The sequence below is a fragment of the Cupriavidus sp. SHE genome (assembly GCF_000812445.1).
Classification (GTDB): domain Bacteria; phylum Pseudomonadota; class Gammaproteobacteria; order Burkholderiales; family Burkholderiaceae; genus Cupriavidus; species Cupriavidus metallidurans.
On the sequence record NZ_JWMB01000019.1, the window covers coordinates 29,460 to 48,697 of the forward strand.

A 19,238-nucleotide genomic window follows, 5' to 3' on the forward strand; every position below is an offset into this window, starting at 1 on the left:
CCGCAACAGTCCTTAAATCTGCACACCAGGCTCGACGAGCCCACCGACAGAACGTTTGCTCCTTCGCGCCTTCATCCAGCCCAGCACCGCCAACGCCGCAGCTGCGAAAACCCCACCGAATACCAGCGAGAAGACCAGCATCATCAGATTCCCCGGACCCGTACGGCGGTCGGGCACAGACGGGCCTGAGACGAAGCGCGCACTCACCAGGTCCTTCGTCTGCAGTGTCTCCGCCAGCAGGTCGATCTTGTTGACGACTTCGCGAGCGCGGTCGTCGTCGAGATTCACATCCTTGAACGTTTCCGCCCGCAAGCTCCTGAAGTCATCCAGCAACTCCTTACCTGACTTCACGGAGGGATTGAGCTTCTCGGCGCCCGCATAGAACTTGAGCCGCAGATCATTCTGCGCTTCGTCGCGTTCCAGCGAGGCCAGCTCATTGCGGATATCCACAATGCTCGACTCCACGCCCACAAGCTGCATCATCGGTGACAAATAACGCGCGCCGTCGGTGTCGGAGGATAGCAGCTGTCGCGACTCGTACTTCGACGCATCGGGATACTTGGCGGCAATCTCCTTCAGCGCACTGAGCTTGCGTGCGGCCTCTTCGAGTTCTACGCGCTTGGCGATCAGCTTGTTATCGAGCTTCTGCTTCTCTGCCCTGACTTCCCCGGCTCGCTGATGGATGTTGTCAAGCAAGTCCTGACGAAGCATCGTGTCCTTGAGGTAGTCACCCATCAGACTCACACGTGCCGCGGCATCGTCCGGCGTCGCACCGGCAAAAGTCATGGAGAAGCCCAGGATGTTGGAATCCAGCGGAGTTTTTAGATCGGCGAGGAACCTGAGGTCGTCCTTCGTATAAGGCAGGACAACCTTCACTTGCCTTTGCATGAGCCCCGGACCGATGGCATGTGCCAGGTACACCGCGTTCGGGGAGTCCGTCAGCTTGTTGGCCCGCAGGAAGCGCTGGAAGCTTTCCTTGTCCTCAAAGGTCGTACGCTGGGCATTGAAATCCGTCAGAGGCCGGGACGCCCGCAGGAAGCCCTCGCTCTGATAGTGGCGAAGAAGGTATGACATCAAGGCAAACAATGCCAGTGAAGCCAGAGCCATCGTCAACAGGAACGGTTTCCTGTTTGCGGAGATCCAGCGGACGATCGACTTTGCCAATGGCGACCAATTCACCGCCTGACTAAACTCTTCCTTCTGACCCATCACAAAACCCTGTATCGCTTCTCGCCGAAACCCCGAACTATCGACTGCCGCCAGCCAATCTCGCGATGCGCCGCTAGCAGCGAAATCAAGTCGCGACAATAAGATTTCAGCGAAAAATTACAAAGCGTAACAATACACGAAGTGCATCAGCAGGGTTTTCATCTATTTACCCCTCGACAGAAGGGCTAGTGGAATCAAAGATTATCTGAAACCGGTACAAGTCAGTGGCCTGCGGCAGGCGCGGCGCCCGTCATCAGGACCGGCGGCGTTGCCGCGACTGGCAGGGAATGAAATGCCTCGGCAGCACCGTGGGCCGCCTCATGCGCGCCCTCCACCAGATGCGTCACCACCTCCCGCGCCGACTCCGCCAGCTCCCTTCGTCCGGCTGAAGCAGCATGCAACTGCGGCCCGATCACCAGCCTCGCCTTGATCGGTGGCGACTTGAGAATAGCGTTCAGGCACTGCACCAGCGATATGTCGTCGATGTAGGCCGGTGCCAGCGTCGGCTTGCCAGTTGCGGCGTCCAGGTAGGACAACCCTACCGGCTGCACCGGCAGTTTCCCGGCCACTGGCGCCTGCATCAAATTCGCGTGAAACGGCAGCACCTTGCTGCCATCGGTGGTCGTGCCCTCGGGGAACACGCACACCAGGTCGCCTTGCTGCATCACTTCGGTGATGTGGTGGAGCACTCGGTGCGCGTCGCGCTTGCGGGCGCGCTCGATAAAGATCGTGCCGGTCTTGTCGCACAGCCAGCCAACTACGGGCCAGTTGCGGATCTCCGACTTGGCGACGAAGCGCACGGGCTGCCAGCTATGGATGACATAGATGTCGAGCCACGAGATATGGTTCGACACCAGCATTGCGCCTTTGGGGGCCGCCTGCCCTGGCGCCAGGCCCAAGACTTCCACCTCGATGCCGCAGATGGCCAGGAGCTTGCGGGACCATGCTCGGATCAGACGTTCGCGCAGACGCGCGCTCGCCCACGGAAAGACAGTGGCACAGAACAGCATCCCACGCAGCAAGTGAAATGCCAGCCGCGCCTTGCGTAACCAGATCATCGTCGACCCCGTGTTGCCTCGATGGTGCCCGGCCTGTCAGCGCTGCTCGTAGACGACCTGGCCGCAGACCAGCGTCGTACGCACGCGCCCTTCCATCTCGTAGCCGAGCCACGGCGAGTTCTTGCCCTGACTCTTCAACACGCTGCGCTCCACCTTCCAGAGTTGCTTCGGGTCGAACACGCACACGTCGGCCATGCTGCCCGTGGTCAGCGATCCCGCATTCAAGCCGATAACCCGCGCGGGTTCACTGGTAATGCGAGCCAGCGCGCGCACGAGCGGCACCTTGTGCTCGCTGGCCCAGCGCAGCGTCAGCGGCAGCAGCAGTTCCAAGCCTGTAGCGCCCGGCGAGGCCTCGGCGAAAGGCAGGAGCTTTTCGTCGTCGTCCACCGGGGTGTGATCCGAGCAGAGTGCGTCGATAGTGCCGTCGGCCAGCGCGGCAACGATTGCGTCGCGATCGCGAGCGCCGCGCAGCGGCGGCGTGAAGCGCATCTGGCTATTGAAGAACCCAATGTCCATGTCGGTCAGCGACACGTGATGGATGTTCACGTCGCACGTGACCGGCAGGCCTTCCTTGCGTGCCTGACGCACGAGTTCCAGCCCGGCAGCGGACGACAAGCGGCACAGGTGCACGCGTGCGCCCGTGGCACGTATCAATTCGAAGATCGTGTGCAGACGCACGGTCTCGGCGATGACGGACACGCCCGACAGACCCAGGCGCGACGCCACGGCACCACTCGCGGCAACGCCTCCGCCGAGGAACGGATCCTCGGGGCGCAGCCACAGCGTGAAGCCGAATGTCTGCGCGTATTGCATCGCGCGTTGCAGCACCTTGGTGTCATGGATGGGCGCCTCGGCCTGGCTGAAGCCGACACAGCCGGCCTCGGTCAGTTGGCCCATCTCGGTCAGCGCGTCGCCCTTCAGACCGACGGTCAAGGCACCCAGCGGGTACACATGCGTCTGGTTGAGCTTGTGAGCGCGGAACTTGAGCATCTCCACCAGCCCCGGCTCATCGAGTACCGGGTCGGTGTCAGGCGGGCAGACCAGGCTGGTCACGCCACCGGCAGTGGCGGCGGCCAGTTCGGATTCCAGCGTCGCCTTGTATTCGTAGCCCGGCTCGCGCAGGCGGGCGGACAGGTCGACCAGCCCCGGGCACACGATCATGCCGCGGGCGTCGATGGTCTTGTTGGCATGGAAGTCAGCGGGCGCGCGGCCCACGCCGACAATCTTGCCGGCGGCGATGTACAGGTCCTGTTCGGCGTCGACGTTCGCGGCCGGGTCGATCAGGCGGCCACCCTGGATATGGATCTTCATGTTCTGTCGGTGTGTGCTGTTCGTTGTATCCGGGGTCCGGCTCAATCGTTATTACCCGCCACGATGCCCATCACGGCCATGCGTACGGCGATGCCGAACGTCACCTGGTTCAGGATCACCGATTGCGGACCGTCTGCCACGGCGGAGTCGATCTCCACGCCGCGGTTCATCGGGCCCGGGTGCATCACAATGGCATCAGGCTTGGCCAGCGCCAGGCGCTCCGGGGTCAGACCGTAGGCCTTGAAGTACTCCTGTGCCGACGGCAACAACGCGCCGGTCATCCGCTCGTTCTGCAGGCGCAGCATGATCACGACGTCCACGCCCTTCAGGCCCTCTTCCATGTTGTGGAAGACCCGCACACCCATCTGCTCCAGCCCGGACGGCAGCAGCGTGCGCGGCCCGATCGCGCGGACTTCCGGCACGCCCAGCGTGGTCAGCGCGTGGATGTCCGAGCGCGCCACGCGCGAGTGCAGGATGTCGCCGACGATCGCCACCGTCAGGTTCGTGAAGTCCTTCTTGAAATGCCGGATCGTATACATGTCCAGCAGGCCCTGCGTCGGGTGCGCGTGGCGGCCATCGCCGGCGTTGATCACGTGCACGTGCGGGGCCACGTGTTCGGCGATCAGGTAGGGCGCGCCCGAGCTGGCGTGGCGCACCACGAACATGTCGGCCGACATCGCCGACAGGTTGTTGATCGTATCGAGCAGCGATTCGCCCTTGCTCGTGGACGACGCATTGATGTTCAGGTTCAGCACGTCCGCCGACAGCCGCTTGGCCGCGATCTCGAACGTCGTGCGAGTCCGGGTGGAGTTCTCGAAGAACAGATTGAACACGCTCTTGCCGCGCAGCAGTGGCACCTTCTTGACCTCGCGGTCGGAGTCGGAGAGCGATACGAACTGGCTGGCGGTATCGAGGATGTGCGTGATCATGTCACGCGACAGCCCCTCGATCGACAGCAGGTGCTTCAGTTCGCCGTTCTTGGTGAGCTGCGGGTTGCGAAACGTCTTGGTCATGGCAGGTCGGGCGCGGGTTCTATCTGTGTGGTACTTGCGTGCTTGCGGGTTCAGCTACGGACTTCAGTGGCAAAGGCAAAGCGGGTGTCCGCACCCTCGCCCTGGCGCGACAGCACCAAGGTCTTGTCCTGGGGCAGCGCGACGGTAACAGCGGCAAATTCGGCGGCGATCGGCAACTCCCGGCCACCGCGATCGGCCAGCACGGCCAGCGCCACGCGGGCCGGACGGCCGTAGTCGAACAGTTCGTTGACGGCGGCGCGAATCGTGCGCCCCGTGGCCAGCACGTCGTCGATCAGCAGAATATTGCGGTCTTCCACCTCAAACGGGAGCGTGGTCGACTGCGCTTGGCTGTGCAGGCCCTTCTTGGCATAGTCGTCGCGGTGAAAGGCCACGTTGATCACGCCGTGCCCGCCCAGTTGCAGGTCGGACGCCAGCCGCTCGGCGATCCAGGCGCCTCCGGAGTAGATCCCCGCGACGGACCAGCGCGCACGCTCGCTGGAGGGCATCAGGGCCTGGGCCTGGTCGCGCAGCGCGTGATACAGCGCCTCGGCGTCGGGTGTAGAGGTCTGGGTCATAGCGGGAGTTCGTCGAAATACTGTTGCAGGATGATCCGGGCTGCCTCGGCGTCGAGCGCGCCTCGCTTGGCGCCCGCCATGGCGGCGGCGCGCGAGGAGTAGCGTTCGTCCACCCATTCCACGGGCAGATTGAAGCGTCCGTTCAACTGGTTGCCAAAGCGGCGCGCAAGCCGCATCGAGGGCTGTTCCTCGTCGTCGGGGCCAGCTTCCGGATTGACCGGCATCCCGACCACGAGTCGCACCGGCGTCCACTGGCGAATCAGTTCGCCAACGGCGTCGAAGCGGGCCTCGACCGTCACATTCGGAAGGATCGTAAGTGCGCTGGCTTGCCGGGTGATGAAATTACCGAGCGCCACGCCGATTTTTTTCTCGCCATAGTCGAAGGCAAGCACCGTGCCGTCGAGGGGCGTCTCGCGCCCCAGCTGGTCAGGCATGTCCCGCGTCACCCGAAAGCATCGAGATGTCGATGCCGAGCAGGCGAATGGCCGCTGCAAAACGTTCCTCGGGGGGCACGCTGAAAATGATCTCGGGATCGGCCTGAACGGTCAGCCAGCCATTGCGGCTCAGTTCGTCCTCGAGCTGGCCGGCGCCCCACCCCGCGTAACCGAGCGTGAGCAGGAACCGGTGCGGGCCGCTGCCGTTGGCCACGGCTTCGAGCACGTCCTTGGAGGTGGTCATTTCCAGCCCGCCGGGCACCGCCAGCGACGACACATAGATGCCGACCGGGTCATGCAGCACGAAGCCGCGTTCGGTCTGCACCGGGCCGCCGAAATAGACCGGCTGATGGGCAACTGGCTGGATTTCGAGCTTGAGATCGATCTTGTCGAAAAGCGTGGCCATGTCGATGTCGATCGGCCGGTTGATCACCAGGCCGAGCGCGCCGCGCTCGTTGTGCTCGCAAAGATAGACGACGGAACCTGAAAACGTCGGATCGGCCATGCCGGGCATGGCAATCAGGAACTGATTGGTGAGATTGATTGGAGCTTCGGACGTCGCCATGGCTTGCATTCTACCAAATCACCGCAGCGACTTCCCGTAAAACTTCGGCGTCCGGCGACATGCCGCAGTGCAACATTTATTGCTGCCTCAACGCCCTCACCCGCGCAGCGCGGCCAGGTCTTCGGGCGTGAGCCAGCGCCATTCTCCGGGGCCCAGCGCGGGGTCGAGCACCAGTCCGCCGATCGCGCTGCGATGCAACGCGGTCACGTGGTTGCCCACCGCGGCGACCATCCGCTTGACCTGATGGTACTTGCCCTGCAGCAGCGTCAGACGCAGGCTGCGCTCGCCGGTCGCTTTGCACGCATCGGCGGCAATCGGCGCCGGTTCGTCGTCGAGCTTCACGCCAGTGCGCAACGCTTCCACCTGCTCCGGCGTAACCGGGTCGAAGGTCGTCACTTCGTAAATCTTCGGCACCTGCTTCTTCGGCGAGGTCTGGGCGTGGATGAACTGGCCGTCGTCGGTCAGCAGCAGCAATCCGGTGGTGTCGTGATCGAGCCGCCCCACAGCCTGGACCTCCCGCTGGCGCAGCGGTACCGGCAGCAGGTTGTACACACTTGGATGATGGCGCGGACGCTGGGAGCATTCGTAGCCCGTCGGCTTGTTCAGCATCACGTAGGCCTTGGTGCACGCCAGCCACTCCTCGCCGTCGACCATCAGGCGCAGCCCGTCCACCTCGAAACGCGCACCCGGGTCCTCGCAGAGTTCACCGTTGACCTCGACCAGCCCGGCTGCCACCAGATCGCCGCAATAGCGGCGGGTGCCGAAGCCTTGGGATTGCAGGATGCGGTCGAGTGTCGTGGCCATGGGAATATCTTTCTGCTGCTTGGATGGGACTGCTGGAGTTCCGGTTGCTATGTTAGGTTACGGCGATGTCTGGATCGCCCTCCCCCGAATCTGAAGCCGACGCCGCGCGCCTGCCTTACCGGATCGACCGGAATTTTACCCGCGGCCTGGTCTGGCTCCGGCGCGACTTGCGCACCGATGACAACGCGGCGCTGCATTATGCCCTCAAGCACTGCCGGCAGGTATGGTGCGTGTTCGTGTTCGACCGGGAAATCCTGGCGCCGCTGCTGGCGCGGGGGCTGCATGCCGATCGCCGCGTCGAGTTTATCCTGCGTTCGCTGGAGCCATTGCGCCGGGCGCTGGAAGATTCGGGCGGCGGCCTGATCGTGCTCGACGGCACCGCGCGGCAGGCAATTCCGAGGCTGGCCGCAGAGCTTGAAGTGGAGGCCGTCTTCGCCAACCATGATTACGAGCCGGCCGCCAACGATCGCGACGAAGCCGTGCGCCGGACGCTAGCCGCCGACAGCCGGGTGCTGCTCACGTTCAAGGACCAGGTCATCTTCGAACGCGACGAGATCCTGACTGGCCAGGGCCGCCCCTTCAGCGTGTTCACGCCCTACAAGAACGCCTGGCTGCGCACGGTGCGGCCGTTCGACCTGCGGCCATATCCGATCGGGAAACACCTGGAAGCGATTGCACCTGTTCCACAACGGTACCGGGGGCAATTGCCGACGCTGGCCGACCTCGGTTTCACTGCCACCAACCTGGCTGGGATCGCCATGCCCACGGGCAGCGACGGCGCTCACGCGCTGTTCGACGAATTCCTGTCCCGCATTGGCGACTACGGCCGTCGGCGCGATTTTCCGGCCGTGCGGGGGCCAAGCTATCTCTCGGTTCACCTGCGCTTCGGCACGATCTCGATCCGCACACTCGCCCGCGCCGCGCATGACGCCATGCTGCGCGGCGGTGCTGCGAGCGAAGGCGCAGGCGTCTGGCTCTCGGAACTGATCTGGCGCGACTTCTATTTCATGATCCTGCATCACCATCCGCGCGTGGCGGAAGGTAAGTCGTTTCACGCCGAATACGATGCGCTGCGGTGGATCGCGCCGGCCACGGGCGACCGGCACTTCGCAGCCTGGTGCGACGCGCAGACCGGCTATCCGCTGATCGACGCAGCGATGCTCCAGATCCGCCAGAGCGGCTACATGCACAACCGCCTGCGCATGGTGACCGCCAGCTTCCTCGTTAAGGACCTGGGCGTGGATTGGCGCCGTGGCGAACAGTACTTCGCCGACCAGCTCAACGATTTCGACCTTGCCGCCAACAACGGCGGCTGGCAGTGGGCGGCCTCGACGGGTTGCGACGCGCAACCGTACTTCCGTATCTTCAATCCGGTCACGCAGTCGGAGAAATTCGATCCGCAGGGGCAGTTCATCCGGAAGTACCTGCCGATGCTGGCCGCGCTGCCCGACAGGTACATCCATGCGCCGTGGACGGCACCCAATGAGGTGCTACGGGCAGCGGGAGTGACACTTGGAAAAGACTATCCACGCCCGATCGTTCAGCACGATGTGGCGCGGAAGGAAGCGCTCGAGCGGTACGGTGTGGTGAAGAGCGCGAAAGCGTGAGCATATGAGCACTTACGTCCCACCTCGGCCAATGGCGCGGGAAAGGGCAGTGGCATAATCGCGCCTTTCCCCCCGACTGATCAAATGGACCTCTACTCGATCTGGCCCAGTGCTGCCGTCATCGCCCTCTGCCTCGCCCTGGTCTGGCCAAAACGGTTGTGGAGGTTTCTGGATGATCCGCCGTCGGGGCAAGGGCAACGGTATGTCACCGTCGATGGATTGCGAGGATTCCTTGCACTCGCGGTGGTCTTGCATCATTCCGTCATCAGCTATGGATTCCACCAGACCGGGGAATGGAAGCTGCCGCCTTCGTCCTTTTACTCGATCATCGGCCAAGTCGGGGTTTCGATATTCTTCATGATCACGGCGTTCCTGTTCTGGGGACGCCTGCTAGATCAAGGGAAGCGGCTCGACTGGTTCGCGCTGTACGTCAACCGCTTCCTGCGCATTGCGCCACTCTATTGGGTGGTGGTCGCACTGATGCTGCTGGTGGTCGCCATCAAGACGGGTTTCACGCTGGCGGTGCCCCCTTCGGAACTGGTAAAGCAGGTCTTCCAGTGGGCGCTGCCGGCCATCGTGAGGGGCATGCCGCCGGTCAATGGCTATCAGCAGACCTTCACGATCACGGCGGGGGTCACATGGACGCTCTACTACGAGTGGATGTTCTACTTCTCCCTCCCGTTCCTTGCGATTGCGGCGATCAAGCGCTCGCCGCTGGCTTTCGTGCCGGCGTGTATCTGGATCGTCTTCGTCATGCCGGAAACGCTGTCCAGTGCGTTTGCCCGTAACCTTGTGGCGATGTTTGTCATGGGCATGGTGGCGGCAAGCCTTGTGCGGCGCTCACCAGGTTTCCGTGGCGATAGCGTGCTGAAATCGGCCATCGCTGTCGCCCTGCTGGCGTTTCCGCTCCTGACCAGGTCCACGGCCTACGAATGGGTATCCATCCTATCCTTGGGCGCGTTTTTCATCCTGGTCAGCAGCGGGGCTTCGTTGTTCGGATTGCTTGCATCAAGAAGCGCCGTTCGCCTGGGCAGCGTGAGCTACGGAATTTATCTCCTCCAGGGGATCGTCATTACCGTGCTCCATTCGCCGCGCGTCCTGGGCGCGTTTGCCAGCAAGGGGCCGGAGCAGTTCTGGCTGACAACCATCGCGGTTGGACTTGTGCTGGTGTGCGTCGCCGCAGCGTCCTATCACTTCGTCGAAAGGCCGTGCATCCGCTTGGGCAAGAAAATCGGGAAAGCTCCCGAGTCCGCGCGACAGACACACGTCGAAATGGGTGACGGCACGCCTTCCGACAAGGCACGGTGCTAATGGCGAAGCCCGTTTTCACTCTGCCACCTGCCCCACACATCCAGGCAGGCGTGGTTGCCAGCCGAGAGGCCGCTCCCCTGCCTCATCAAGCCGCCAGCATCGCACCTTCACGATAGTGCCGCTGCGCATCCTCGGCGCGGTCGGTTTCTTCGAACAGCCGTGCCAGCGCCAGATGCGCGCGAATGCAGATGCGGCGTTGCGCGTCGCGATCCGCATACTTCAGGGTGCGTTCGAAGTTCGATTGCGCCTTGCCCCAGAGCTGTTCGCCCAGGCACAGCACGCCAAGCGTGTAGTACAGGTCGGCATCGGTCGGGTGATCAACCAGCCATTTCTCGGCCTGCTGGATCTGCGGCAGCGCCTTGCCCGGCTCCGCGCAGTCGGCGTAGCGCTGCACCAGCCGGCTGTCCCAGTTGACCTTGAGTGCTTCCTCGACGATGCGGCGTGCCTCGTTCTGCTTGCCGAGCGACGAGAAGTAGCGCGCCCCCAGTTCGGCGATGCGCACCGCGTGGCGTTCATCGGCCGTCAGCGAGCGCCAGAAATGAAACAGCGCCTCGGCATCGTGGCGGCGCTCCTCGAGCATCGCTTCCACGGCCATCTGCTTCAGGCGCAGCGCCAGCACCGGGTGCAGCGCGTTGCGCTTCTCCAGCGAGCGCGCCAGTCGCAGGACCTCGCTCCAGTTCTTCAGATGCTGATGCGCGCGCAGTGCGATACGCTGCACGTGGATCTGGCGGCCACCCTTTTCCTGCAACTGGGCGATCGTCGCCAAGGCACCTTCGGCGTCGCGCGCGTCGACCAGCAGTTCGGCCATCGAGACCAGTCGCGCCTGTTCGCGCTCGGGGTCGGTGACCTGCGCCATCCAGGCGTCGCGGCGTTCCGACTCCTGCATCCGGTGCGCGGCACGGGCGCCCACCAGCGCGGCGGTTTGCGCCTGCTCTGGCCACGCCTGGGCCTCATGGGCGGCGCGTTCGGCACGGGCAAAACGTCCCGCGAACAGATTCTCGATCGACTCGCGCATGGCCGCCTGCGCCTTGCTCATGCGGCTGCGCTCGCGATAGGCGGCGGCACGCTTCGGCATCTCCGACAAGTGCCGGAAGGTCGAAAGCACCGTCCAGACGATGAAGAAGGCCAGTAGCAGCAACGCCAGCGTCAGGTTCAGCGACATTTCCACCCGGTACGGCGGATAGAACAGCACCACATTGCTCTGGTTGAACTGTGTAAACAGTGCCAGGCCGACGGCGCCGCCGAATAAAACAGCTACCCAGAAAAGGAGTCGCATGACGGCTACTCCTTCTTCAGGGCGTGCAGCGCGCCGAGGCTCTCCGCCATCGTCGGCAGGGATACCGTCACCGCGCTGGCCTGGGCCTGCTTGAGCATCGTCAGCACGCCCTGCACACGGCGCGAACGGGTATCGCAATAGCGCGCGATCATGCCCTGCGCGGCGGCGAGGTCGTTCCGGAAGACCGGTTCGTTACGCGACAGTAGCGCCAGCCGCGCATTGAGCAGGCGCAGCTTGATGTTCTCGCGCAGGAACCAGCCCTGGTCACCGGAGAGCAGCAGCGCGTTGGTGTCATCGACCTTGCGTACGCGGATCACCTGGCCAAGCTCGTCAAGCACGTACGTCCACAGTCGCGACACCATATTGCCACCCGTCGCGCTGGCAGCCGCGGGGGTCGAGGCGCCCTTCGGTGCGGCCGGTGCCGGCTTGTTGCCCTCGCCAGGCGTGCGGTCGAGCATCCGCTCGCCCGACAGCAGCGGCAATGAATCGATCTGGTTAATCGCCTCGTCAAGCTTGATCGCCGCCCCGGTCAGGTCGGTATCCGGCACGGCCTTCATCCGACCGATATCCCGCGCAATAGCGCGGCGAAGCTGGTTGTATTGCGGCTTGTCCGAGCGCGCCAGGCGCGCGTCGGCGCTTTGCAGCGCGGCCAGCGCCACCTGCACGTTGCCGGTGAGCTGAAGCTGCTGGCCGGCGTTGGTCAGCAACTGCTGGATTTCGGCGATTTCCCAGTCGTCGCGGTTGCGCATCAAGTCCTGATAGACCTGTTCCAGCGCGGCCTGCTTGTCGCGCGTCTCCGTGATTTGGCCGTCGAGCGCGCCCACCTTGCCCTGCAACGCCTTGACCGTCTCCTGCGCATCGCGCGACAGCACCCGCGTTTCCTGTACCAGCGTGTCCGCGCTCTGCTGGCGGCGCGCCAGTTCCTGGGTCAGATGCTCGACCCGCATCTGCAACCACCAGAAGCCCCCGGCAATGGCGACCACCAGCACGGCGACAAGCAGCCACCATGGACTCATTCGGCGCGCGGGTGCCACAAATGCGCCGGACATGCCGGAACTACCGGGGTTACCGCCCGGATTCGGCGAGGGGGACGTGGTGTCTGTCGTCACGCGTTCGACTTTGGTTGACGTGGGTTCCTTGGGTGCCATTGGCGCCGGTGTCGGCTCCGGTTCCGGCTGCACGACCACCGGAGCGGGTGCAGGCGATACGGGGGCAGGCGCTGGCGTGGCCGGCCCAGCATAGGCTTCGCCCCATTGCGTGCATGCGGCCAGCAGCCCGGCATCTCCGGGCGCGGCGGGCAGCACGTGGGCAAATCCCAGCGACTGAGCCTGCGCGGCAATTCTCGCATGTGGTGCGATGCACTGCATCTGCTTCAGACGTTCGTGTTCCTGAGGCGACAGATGCAAACGCGCCAGCCCGTCCAGGTTGCGAACGGCTTCCGAACTGGTCAGCAGCCACGCGTACGGCGGCGCATCGGGCTTGAGGCTGTCGCGCACGGCCTGCCATTGCATGCCGCTCGGCTCGGGCAGCGTGCGACTGTAGGCTTCCACGGCTTCGACGGTCGCGCCGGCGTCGCGCAGACGATCGGCCAGCCATTCGCGCCCGCCGCTGCCCCGGATGATCAGGACCTTGCGGCCGGCAAACGCGCCCGGCGAGGTGTCGAGTTCGGACCAGAGCGCCTCTGAATCGAAGCGCGCTGCGTCGCCGGCCGTGTCATTGCCCTGCGCGCCAGCAGGCGCGATCACGCGATACGCGGGCGGGGCGATACCCCGTTCCGCCAGCGCGACCACGCTCGATGGCCCCACCACGGCCACCGGCACGCTTTCCGGCCACCGGGCTCCGCCCGGGGCGTTCTGGACCTGGGCAAGGGTGTCCAGTCCATAGGACACCGCGTTCGGGCTCACGAACACCACCAGCGCGTAGTCCTCGATCCGGCCAAGCGCGGCACGCAGCGGCACGTCATCGGCTGCGGGCCCGATCGCCAGCAGCGGGAAACTGAGCACGTCGAGACCCGCGGCCTGTAACGCTTCGGTCAGTTGCCGGGACTGCCCGGCGGGTCGTGTTACTACGACGGTCGGGCGAGGCATTGCGGGTTCCTCAAGCAGGTCCGGCGGCGGAGTCCGTGGAAAGCGCGGCCAGCACGCCGTCCGCGCCCTGGGCCAGCAGATCGCCGGCGACGGCGGTTCCGATCGCTTCGGCGTCGGCTACCGTGGCGACGGGTCCCGTGGCATGGGCACGCACCTGACGCGAACCGTCGGGCAGCGCCACGAAGGCGTCGAGTTGAAGACTGGCGTCACGCCAGCGCGCGTGCGCGGCCAGCGGCACCTGGCACGAGCCGCCCAGGCGGCGCGAGACGGCCCGTTCGGCCGATACGGCGAGCAGCGTGGGCAGATGGTTCAGCGGTGCCAGCCATTCGGCCAGTTCGGGACGATCCGCACGGATCTCGATGCCCAGGGCGCCCTGTCCGGCCGCCGGCAGCGAGCTTTCCGGCGCGATCAGCGCGCGGATGCGATCGCCCAGGCCCAGTCGCTTGAGCCCGGCCGCAGCCAGAATGATGGCGCCGTACTCGCCACGGTCCAGCTTGCCCAGGCGCGTGTCCAGATTTCCCCGGAGCGGCTTGATCACCAGATGCGGAAAGCGACTGCGCAGCGCGGCTTCGCGGCGCAGGCTCGAAGTGCCCACCACGGTTCCGGCCGGCATCTCTTCGAGCGAGGCGAATTGCGCCGAAACCAGCGCATCGCGCGGGTCCTCGCGCTCCATCACCGCCGTCAGCGTGAAGCCTTCGGGCAGCTCCATCGGCACATCCTTGAGCGAGTGAACGGCCAGGTCGGCGCGTCCCTCGGACATGGCGACCTCCAGCTCCTTCACGAACAGGCCCTTGCCGCCTACCTTGGACAAGGTCCTATCGAGAATTTGATCACCCCTTGTCGTCATGCCGAGAATGGACACATCGCAGGAGGGATAGTATTGTTGCAACGCAGCACGAACATGTTCAGCCTGCCACATCGCCAGCCGGCTTTCGCGCGAGGCGATGACCAGCTTGTGCGGCATGCTGCTTGACACTGCAGCGGACGAAGAAGACGGATTGGCGGGTGCTTGCATCCGCGCATGTTAGCACGCAGGCTGGTAGCCTCAGGCCCCTGATAAGCCGTAAAAGTACGATCCGGCAAGGCTTTGCGGCCGGTCAATATAGAAAAGCTACGAAGCGATAAAGAGGAGATTGTTGATGACGCAGCCTGCTGCGCGCCCCACCGGCCGTTCACGCTCTACCGGCCGCAAGTCTGTTACGCCAGCCTCAGGCCAGCTTGACCCCGAAGGCGCATCCCCCAAGACCCCGAAAGCCACGAAAACCACGAAAACCACGAAAGCCCGCTCCAAAGCGGCAGCCAGGCCCAAGCTCGCTGTCGTGGCCGCCGAGGGCGCCACGGCAACCGCCGCGGCCACCACTACCCCCGCCCGCCGCACCGCCGACAAGGACCTGCCGCTGCGCGAGGACATCCGCTTCCTCGGCCGTCTGCTGGGCGACTGCGTGCGCGAGCAGGAAGGCGATGCCGCTTTCGACCTGGTCGAGACGATTCGCCAGACCGCCGTGCGCTTCCGGCGCGAGAACGACCGCGCCGCCGGCACCGAACTCGACCGCCTGCTGAAACGCCTGTCGCGCGACCAGACCAATTCGGTGGTGCGCGCCTTCAGCTACTTCTCGCATCTGGCCAATATCGCCGAAGACCAGCACCACAATCGCCGCCGCCGGGTCCACGCACTGGCCGGATCTCCGCCGCAGCCGGGCAGCCTGGCTCGTGCGCTGCAGGCCATCGACGCCGCCGGCGTGACCGGCAAGCAACTTCGCGAATTCCTCGACGACGCATTGATCGTGCCGGTACTGACCGCGCACCCGACCGAAGTCCAGCGCAAGAGCATCCTGGACGCGGAGCGCGAGATCGCCCGCCTGCTGGCCGAGCGCGACCTGCCGATGACCACCCGCGAGCGCGACCACAACACGGCCCAACTCCGCGCACGCGTGACCACGCTGTGGCAGACCCGCATGTTGCGGAACACGCGCTTGATGGTGGTCGATGAAATCGAGAACGCGCTCTCGTACTACCGCACCACGTTCCTCCAGGGTATTCCGCGCCTGATGGCCGAGCTGGAGGAAGACATCGCCGAAGTCTTCCCGCGCCGTTCCAAGACCGGCGCCACGCCCGCGCCGCTGGCGCCGTTCCTGCAGATGGGCTCCTGGATCGGCGGCGACCGCGACGGCAACCCCAACGTCACGGCGGAAACGCTCGAGCACGCGGCGCGCCAGCAAGCCACCCTGCTGTTCGACTGGTACCTCGATGAACTGCACGCGCTGGGCGCCGAGCTGCCGCTGTCGTCGCTGATGGTCGATGCCAGCCCCGAACTGCTGGCGCTGGCCGAAGCCTCGCCGGACCACTCCGAACACCGTGCGGACGAACCCTACCGCCGCGCGCTGATCGGTATGTACGCGCGCCTGGCCGCCACCTCGCAGTTGCTGACTGGCCATGTCGCGCAACGCCATCCGGTGGCCGACGTCGCTCCCTACGAGAACGCCGAAGCATTCGCAGCCGACGTGCAGATCGTGGTCGATTCGCTACGCACCCATCATGGCGAGGCGTTGGCGCGCGGCCGCGTCGACGCGCTGGTGCGCGCGATCGCGGTCTTCGGCTTCCACCTGGCCTCGATCGACATGCGTCAGGTATCTGACGTGCACGAGGCCGTGATCGCCGAACTGTTCGCGACGGCCGGCATCGAGTCCGACTACGCTGCACTGCCGGAAGCGCGCAAGCTGGAACTGCTGCTGGCCGAACTGCGCCAGCCGCGCCTGCTGACGCTGCCGTGGCACGACTACTCGGAACAGACACGCAGCGAACTGGCGATCTTCGCGATGGCCCGCGACCTGCGCGCCCGCTATGGCGCCCGCATCGCGCGCAACTACATCATCTCGCACACCGAGACGCTGTCCGACCTGATCGAGGTGATGCTGCTGCAGAAGGAAGCCGGCATGTTGCGCGGCACGCTGGGCAGCAAGACCGATCCGGCGCGCATGGAGCTGATGGTCATCCCGCTGTTCGAGACCATCGAGGATTTGCGCAATGCGGCCGGCATCATGGAGTCGCTGCTGGATCTGCCGGGCTTCGATTCGGTGATCGCCCACCATGGCGTCGAGCAGGAAGTGATGCTCGGCTATTCGGATTCGAACAAGGATGGCGGTTTCCTGACGTCGAACTGGGAGCTCTACAAGGCCGAACTGGCACTGGTGAAGCTGTTCGAGGAACGCCGCGTGAAGCTGCGCCTGTTCCATGGCCGGGGCGGCACGGTGGGTCGCGGCGGTGGCCCGACCTATCAGGCCATCCTGTCGCAGCCACCCGGCACCGTGAACGGCCAGATCCGCCTGACGGAACAGGGCGAAATCATCAACAGCAAGTTCGCGAATGCCGAGATCGGCCGGCGCAACCTGGAAACGGTGATCGCTGCCACGCTGGAAGCCTCGCTGCTGCCCACCCAGAACGCGCCGAAGGACCTGGCGACGTTCGAAGGCGTCATGCAGCAGCTGTCCGACCATGCGTTCTCCGCGTACCGTGACCTGGTCTACGAGACCCCGGGCTTCAAGGACTACTTCTTCGCCACGACCCCGATCACCGAAATCGCGGACCTGAACCTCGGATCGCGGCCGGCATCGCGCAAGCTGATGGACAAGAAGCACCGCCGCATCGAAGACCTGCGGGCGATTCCATGGGGCTTCTCGTGGGGTCAATGCCGTCTGCTGCTGCCGGGCTGGTTCGGCTTCGGCAGTGCCGTGCAGGCCCTGCTGGACGCCGCACCGGACGAGAAGTCGCGCAAGGCCACGGTGGCCACGCTGAAGCGGATGGTGAAGTCGTGGCCGTTCTTCAGCACGCTGCTATCGAACATGGATATGGTGCTGGCCAAGACCGACCTGGCCGTGGCGTCGCGCTACGCGGGGCTGTGCGAGGACACCGCGCTGCGCAAGGCCGTGTTCTCACGCATCAGCGCCGAATGGCACCTGACCAGTGACATGCTCGGGCTGATCACCGGCCGGCAGGAACGGCTGGCTGACAATCCGCTGCTGGCGCGCTCGATCAAGAACCGCTTTGCCTACCTGGATCCGCTGAACCACCTGCAGGTGGAACTGCTCAAGCGGTACCGGGCCGGCAAGGATGGCGACGACGTGCGCGTGCGACGCGGAATCCACCTGACGATCAACGGGGTGGCGGCCGGGTTGCGTAATAGCGGTTGATCCGTCGCCGACATGTGCTGTATCCGCCGGTTTTCTCCCTTCTCTCGCAGGCGGGAGAAGGGGCGGGGGAGAGGGTGCGGCGGCCCTGAATGCGGCTAACGTGCCTTGCACGGCCTGCCCTCTCCCCTGACTCCTCTCCCACGTGTGGGAGAGGGGAACCGGTCCGCAGCAGTTCTGCCCGCCTCTGGCGATATAATCGCCGTTTCCGATTTTCCGCCCTGCCCCGCCATGACCTCCCAACTAGCCAAGAAAGGCGAAGCCTGGTCCGCCCGCTTCTCCGAACCGATGTCCGATCTGGTGAAGCGTTACACCGCGTCGGTCTTCTTCGACAAGCGCCTGGCGCTGTTCGATATCCAGGGCTCGCTGGCCCATGCGGCCATGCTGGCAAAGCAGGGCATCATCGCCGAAGCCGACCGCGCCGAGATCGAGCGCGGCATGACGCAGATCCGCGGTGAGATCGAGTCCGGCGCGTTCGAGTGGAAGCTGGACCTCGAAGACGTGCACCTGAACATCGAAGCGCGCCTGACCGCCCTGGTGGGCGACGCCGGCAAGCGCCTGCACACGGGCCGTTCGCGTAACGACCAGGTGGCCACCGACATCCGCCTGTGGCTGCGCAGCGAGATCGACAGCATCGTCGGCCTGCTGGGCGACCTGCGCGGCGCGCTGCTCGACCTGGCCGAGAAGAACGCCGACACGATCCTGCCCGGCTTCACCCACCTGCAGGTGGCCCAGCCGGTCACATTCGGCCATCACCTCATGGCCTATGTGGAAATGTTTACGCGCGATGCCGAGCGCATGGCCGATTGCCGCCGCCGCGTGAATCGCCTGCCGCTGGGTGCCGCCGCGCTGGCCGGCACCAGCTATCCGATCGACCGCGAGTTCGTGGCCGCGCAACTGGGCTTTGACGGCGTGTGCCGCAACTCGCTCGACGCCGTGTCCGACCGCGACTTCGCGATCGAATTCCTGGCTGCCGCGTCGCTGATCATGACGCACGTCTCGCGCTTCTCTGAAGAACTGGTGATCTGGATGAGCCCGCGCGTCGGCTTCATCGACATCGCCGACCGCTTCTGCACCGGCAGCTCGATCATGCCGCAGAAGAAGAACCCGGACGTGCCCGAACTGGCCCGCGGCAAGACTGGCCGCGTGTACGGCCACCTGACCGGTCTGCTGACGCTGATGAAGGGCCAGCCGCTGGCGTACAACAAGGACAACCAGGAAGACAAGGAGCCGCTGTTCGATACGGTCGATACCGTGGTCGATACGCTGCGCATCTTCGCCGACATGGTGCCCGGCATCAGCGTCAAGCCGGACAACATGCGCGCCGCCGCGCTGCAGGGCTACGCCACCGCCACCGACCTGGCCGATTACCTGGTCAAGCGCGGTCTGCCGTTCCGCGACGCGCACGAGGCCGTGGCCCACGCCGTGCGCGCCTGCGACGACCGCCACTGCGACCTGGCCGACCTGACCGTCGAGCAACTGCGCGAAGTCTCGGGTCTGGGCGACAAGGCCTCGCTGATTGGCGACGACGTACACAGCGTGCTGACGCTCGAAGGCTCGGTGGCATCGCGCAACCATATCGGCGGCACCGCGCCGGATCAGGTACGCGCCGCCATCGCCGCCGCACGCAAGGCGCTGTAAGTTTCGCGTAAGTCTCTGTCGTAAAAAAGCCGCTGTGCCGTCAGGCCAGCGGCTTTTTTGTTTCCGGTTTTCTCCGCCCGGCCAAGCGCGGGAAAGGACGGAAAGAGAAGAAAACCCACGCCATGTCCGCCTGTTAGGACAATCCCCTAGCGCCCTTACAAAT

General features: G+C 64.9%; 15 protein-coding genes. 4 read left to right on the top strand and 11 right to left on the bottom strand.

The window, feature by feature from the left end; translation table 11 throughout:
* Positions 1-12: 12 nt before the first annotated feature.
* The 8 genes from RN01_RS10125 to RN01_RS10160 all read right to left on the bottom strand — a co-directional run bounded on the left by RN01_RS10125 (position 13) and on the right by RN01_RS10160 (position 6,969).
* On the bottom strand, positions 13-1,209 hold the full coding sequence (locus tag RN01_RS10125; protein ID WP_017511662.1) for a hypothetical protein: 1,197 nt from the start codon (positions 1,207-1,209) through the stop codon (positions 13-15).
* A 221-nt stretch (positions 1,210-1,430) separates the two neighbouring features.
* The gene (locus tag RN01_RS10130; RefSeq protein ID WP_024569043.1) at positions 1,431-2,267 is read right to left on the bottom strand and encodes a 1-acyl-sn-glycerol-3-phosphate acyltransferase; all 837 of its coding nucleotides are present in this window, start codon (positions 2,265-2,267) and stop codon (positions 1,431-1,433) included.
* A gap of 36 nt (positions 2,268-2,303) precedes the next feature.
* Entirely contained in the window at positions 2,304-3,578 is a 1,275-nt protein-coding gene (locus tag RN01_RS10135; RefSeq protein ID WP_024569044.1) for a dihydroorotase, read from the bottom strand.
* 41 nt (positions 3,579-3,619) lie between these two features.
* Complete coding sequence (locus tag RN01_RS10140) at positions 3,620-4,591, bottom strand: aspartate carbamoyltransferase catalytic subunit (RefSeq protein WP_008646281.1); 972 nt, start codon at positions 4,589-4,591, stop codon at positions 3,620-3,622.
* A 50-nt stretch (positions 4,592-4,641) separates the two neighbouring features.
* Positions 4,642-5,166: a bifunctional pyr operon transcriptional regulator/uracil phosphoribosyltransferase PyrR gene (gene pyrR, locus RN01_RS10145; RefSeq protein ID WP_011517314.1), complete on the bottom strand. Its 525-nt coding sequence runs from the start codon at positions 5,164-5,166 to the stop codon at positions 4,642-4,644.
* Positions 5,163-5,600 carry a Holliday junction resolvase RuvX gene (ruvX, locus tag RN01_RS10150; RefSeq protein ID WP_017511665.1) on the bottom strand — a complete coding sequence of 146 codons (438 nt, stop codon included), beginning with the start codon at positions 5,598-5,600 and terminating at the stop codon, positions 5,163-5,165. Before ruvX ends, pyrR begins: the two co-directional genes overlap by 4 nt.
* Positions 5,593-6,165 (bottom strand): YqgE/AlgH family protein, encoded by a 573-nt coding sequence (locus RN01_RS10155; protein ID WP_008646285.1) that lies wholly within the window; start codon positions 6,163-6,165, stop codon positions 5,593-5,595. Before RN01_RS10155 ends, ruvX begins: the two co-directional genes overlap by 8 nt.
* Positions 6,166-6,261: 96 nt before the next feature.
* Positions 6,262-6,969 carry a pseudouridine synthase gene (locus RN01_RS10160; RefSeq protein ID WP_017511666.1) on the bottom strand — a complete coding sequence of 236 codons (708 nt, stop codon included), beginning with the start codon at positions 6,967-6,969 and terminating at the stop codon, positions 6,262-6,264.
* A gap of 65 nt (positions 6,970-7,034) precedes the next feature.
* Between RN01_RS10160 and RN01_RS10165 the strand changes: the two genes are divergently transcribed.
* Both RN01_RS10165 and RN01_RS10170 read left to right on the top strand, forming a co-directional pair.
* Positions 7,035-8,576, top strand: coding sequence for a deoxyribodipyrimidine photo-lyase (locus RN01_RS10165; RefSeq protein ID WP_017511667.1), 1,542 nt, complete (start codon positions 7,035-7,037; stop codon positions 8,574-8,576).
* A gap of 84 nt (positions 8,577-8,660) precedes the next feature.
* On the top strand, positions 8,661-9,887 hold the full coding sequence (locus RN01_RS10170) for an acyltransferase (protein WP_039016668.1): 1,227 nt from the start codon (positions 8,661-8,663) through the stop codon (positions 9,885-9,887).
* 85 nt (positions 9,888-9,972) lie between these two features.
* Here RN01_RS10170 and RN01_RS10175 read toward each other — a convergent pair whose 3' ends face one another.
* From RN01_RS10175 to hemC, 3 genes are read right to left on the bottom strand one after another with little or no spacing between them, the layout of a single operon-like run.
* The gene (locus tag RN01_RS10175) at positions 9,973-11,163 is read right to left on the bottom strand and encodes a heme biosynthesis protein HemY (protein WP_024569046.1); all 1,191 of its coding nucleotides are present in this window, start codon (positions 11,161-11,163) and stop codon (positions 9,973-9,975) included.
* A gap of 5 nt (positions 11,164-11,168) precedes the next feature.
* Complete coding sequence (gene hemDX / locus RN01_RS10180) at positions 11,169-13,250, bottom strand: fused uroporphyrinogen-III synthase HemD/membrane protein HemX (protein WP_024569047.1); 2,082 nt, start codon at positions 13,248-13,250, stop codon at positions 11,169-11,171.
* A gap of 10 nt (positions 13,251-13,260) precedes the next feature.
* Positions 13,261-14,265 (bottom strand): hydroxymethylbilane synthase, encoded by a 1,005-nt coding sequence (gene hemC / locus RN01_RS10185; RefSeq protein ID WP_024569048.1) that lies wholly within the window; start codon positions 14,263-14,265, stop codon positions 13,261-13,263.
* 124 nt (positions 14,266-14,389) lie between these two features.
* Between hemC and ppc the strand changes: the two genes are divergently transcribed.
* Both ppc and argH read left to right on the top strand, forming a co-directional pair.
* On the top strand, positions 14,390-17,437 hold the full coding sequence (ppc, locus tag RN01_RS10190) for a phosphoenolpyruvate carboxylase (RefSeq protein ID WP_024569049.1): 3,048 nt from the start codon (positions 14,390-14,392) through the stop codon (positions 17,435-17,437).
* Between the two features lie 228 nt (positions 17,438-17,665).
* The gene (argH, locus tag RN01_RS10195; protein WP_008646292.1) at positions 17,666-19,075 is read left to right on the top strand and encodes an argininosuccinate lyase; all 1,410 of its coding nucleotides are present in this window, start codon (positions 17,666-17,668) and stop codon (positions 19,073-19,075) included.
* Positions 19,076-19,238 lie beyond the last annotated feature (163 nt).

Excerpts from the sequence above, each read along its gene's own strand:
- pyrR (WP_011517314.1), bottom strand. The coding sequence starts at position 5,166 with ATGACCCAGACCTCTACACCCGACGCCGAGGCGCTGTATCACGCGCTG.
- RN01_RS10175 (WP_024569046.1), bottom strand. The coding sequence starts at position 11,163 with ATGCGACTCCTTTTCTGGGTAGCTGTTTTATTCGGCGGCGCCGTCGGC.
- RN01_RS10170 (WP_039016668.1), top strand. The coding sequence starts at position 8,661 with ATGGACCTCTACTCGATCTGGCCCAGTGCTGCCGTCATCGCCCTCTGC.
- RN01_RS10165 (WP_017511667.1), top strand. The coding sequence starts at position 7,035 with ATGTCTGGATCGCCCTCCCCCGAATCTGAAGCCGACGCCGCGCGCCTG.
- RN01_RS10155 (WP_008646285.1), bottom strand. The coding sequence starts at position 6,165 with ATGGCGACGTCCGAAGCTCCAATCAATCTCACCAATCAGTTCCTGATT.
- argH (WP_008646292.1), top strand. The coding sequence starts at position 17,666 with ATGACCTCCCAACTAGCCAAGAAAGGCGAAGCCTGGTCCGCCCGCTTC.
- RN01_RS10160 (WP_017511666.1), bottom strand. The coding sequence starts at position 6,969 with ATGGCCACGACACTCGACCGCATCCTGCAATCCCAAGGCTTCGGCACC.
- hemDX (WP_024569047.1), bottom strand. The coding sequence starts at position 13,250 with ATGCCTCGCCCGACCGTCGTAGTAACACGACCCGCCGGGCAGTCCCGG.
- RN01_RS10130 (WP_024569043.1), bottom strand. The coding sequence starts at position 2,267 with ATGATCTGGTTACGCAAGGCGCGGCTGGCATTTCACTTGCTGCGTGGG.
- ppc (WP_024569049.1), top strand. The coding sequence starts at position 14,390 with ATGACGCAGCCTGCTGCGCGCCCCACCGGCCGTTCACGCTCTACCGGC.
- RN01_RS10125 (WP_017511662.1), bottom strand. The coding sequence starts at position 1,209 with ATGGGTCAGAAGGAAGAGTTTAGTCAGGCGGTGAATTGGTCGCCATTG.
- RN01_RS10140 (WP_008646281.1), bottom strand. The coding sequence starts at position 4,591 with ATGACCAAGACGTTTCGCAACCCGCAGCTCACCAAGAACGGCGAACTG.
- RN01_RS10135 (WP_024569044.1), bottom strand. The coding sequence starts at position 3,578 with ATGAAGATCCATATCCAGGGTGGCCGCCTGATCGACCCGGCCGCGAAC.
- ruvX (WP_017511665.1), bottom strand. The coding sequence starts at position 5,600 with ATGCCTGACCAGCTGGGGCGCGAGACGCCCCTCGACGGCACGGTGCTT.
- hemC (WP_024569048.1), bottom strand. The coding sequence starts at position 14,265 with ATGCAAGCACCCGCCAATCCGTCTTCTTCGTCCGCTGCAGTGTCAAGC.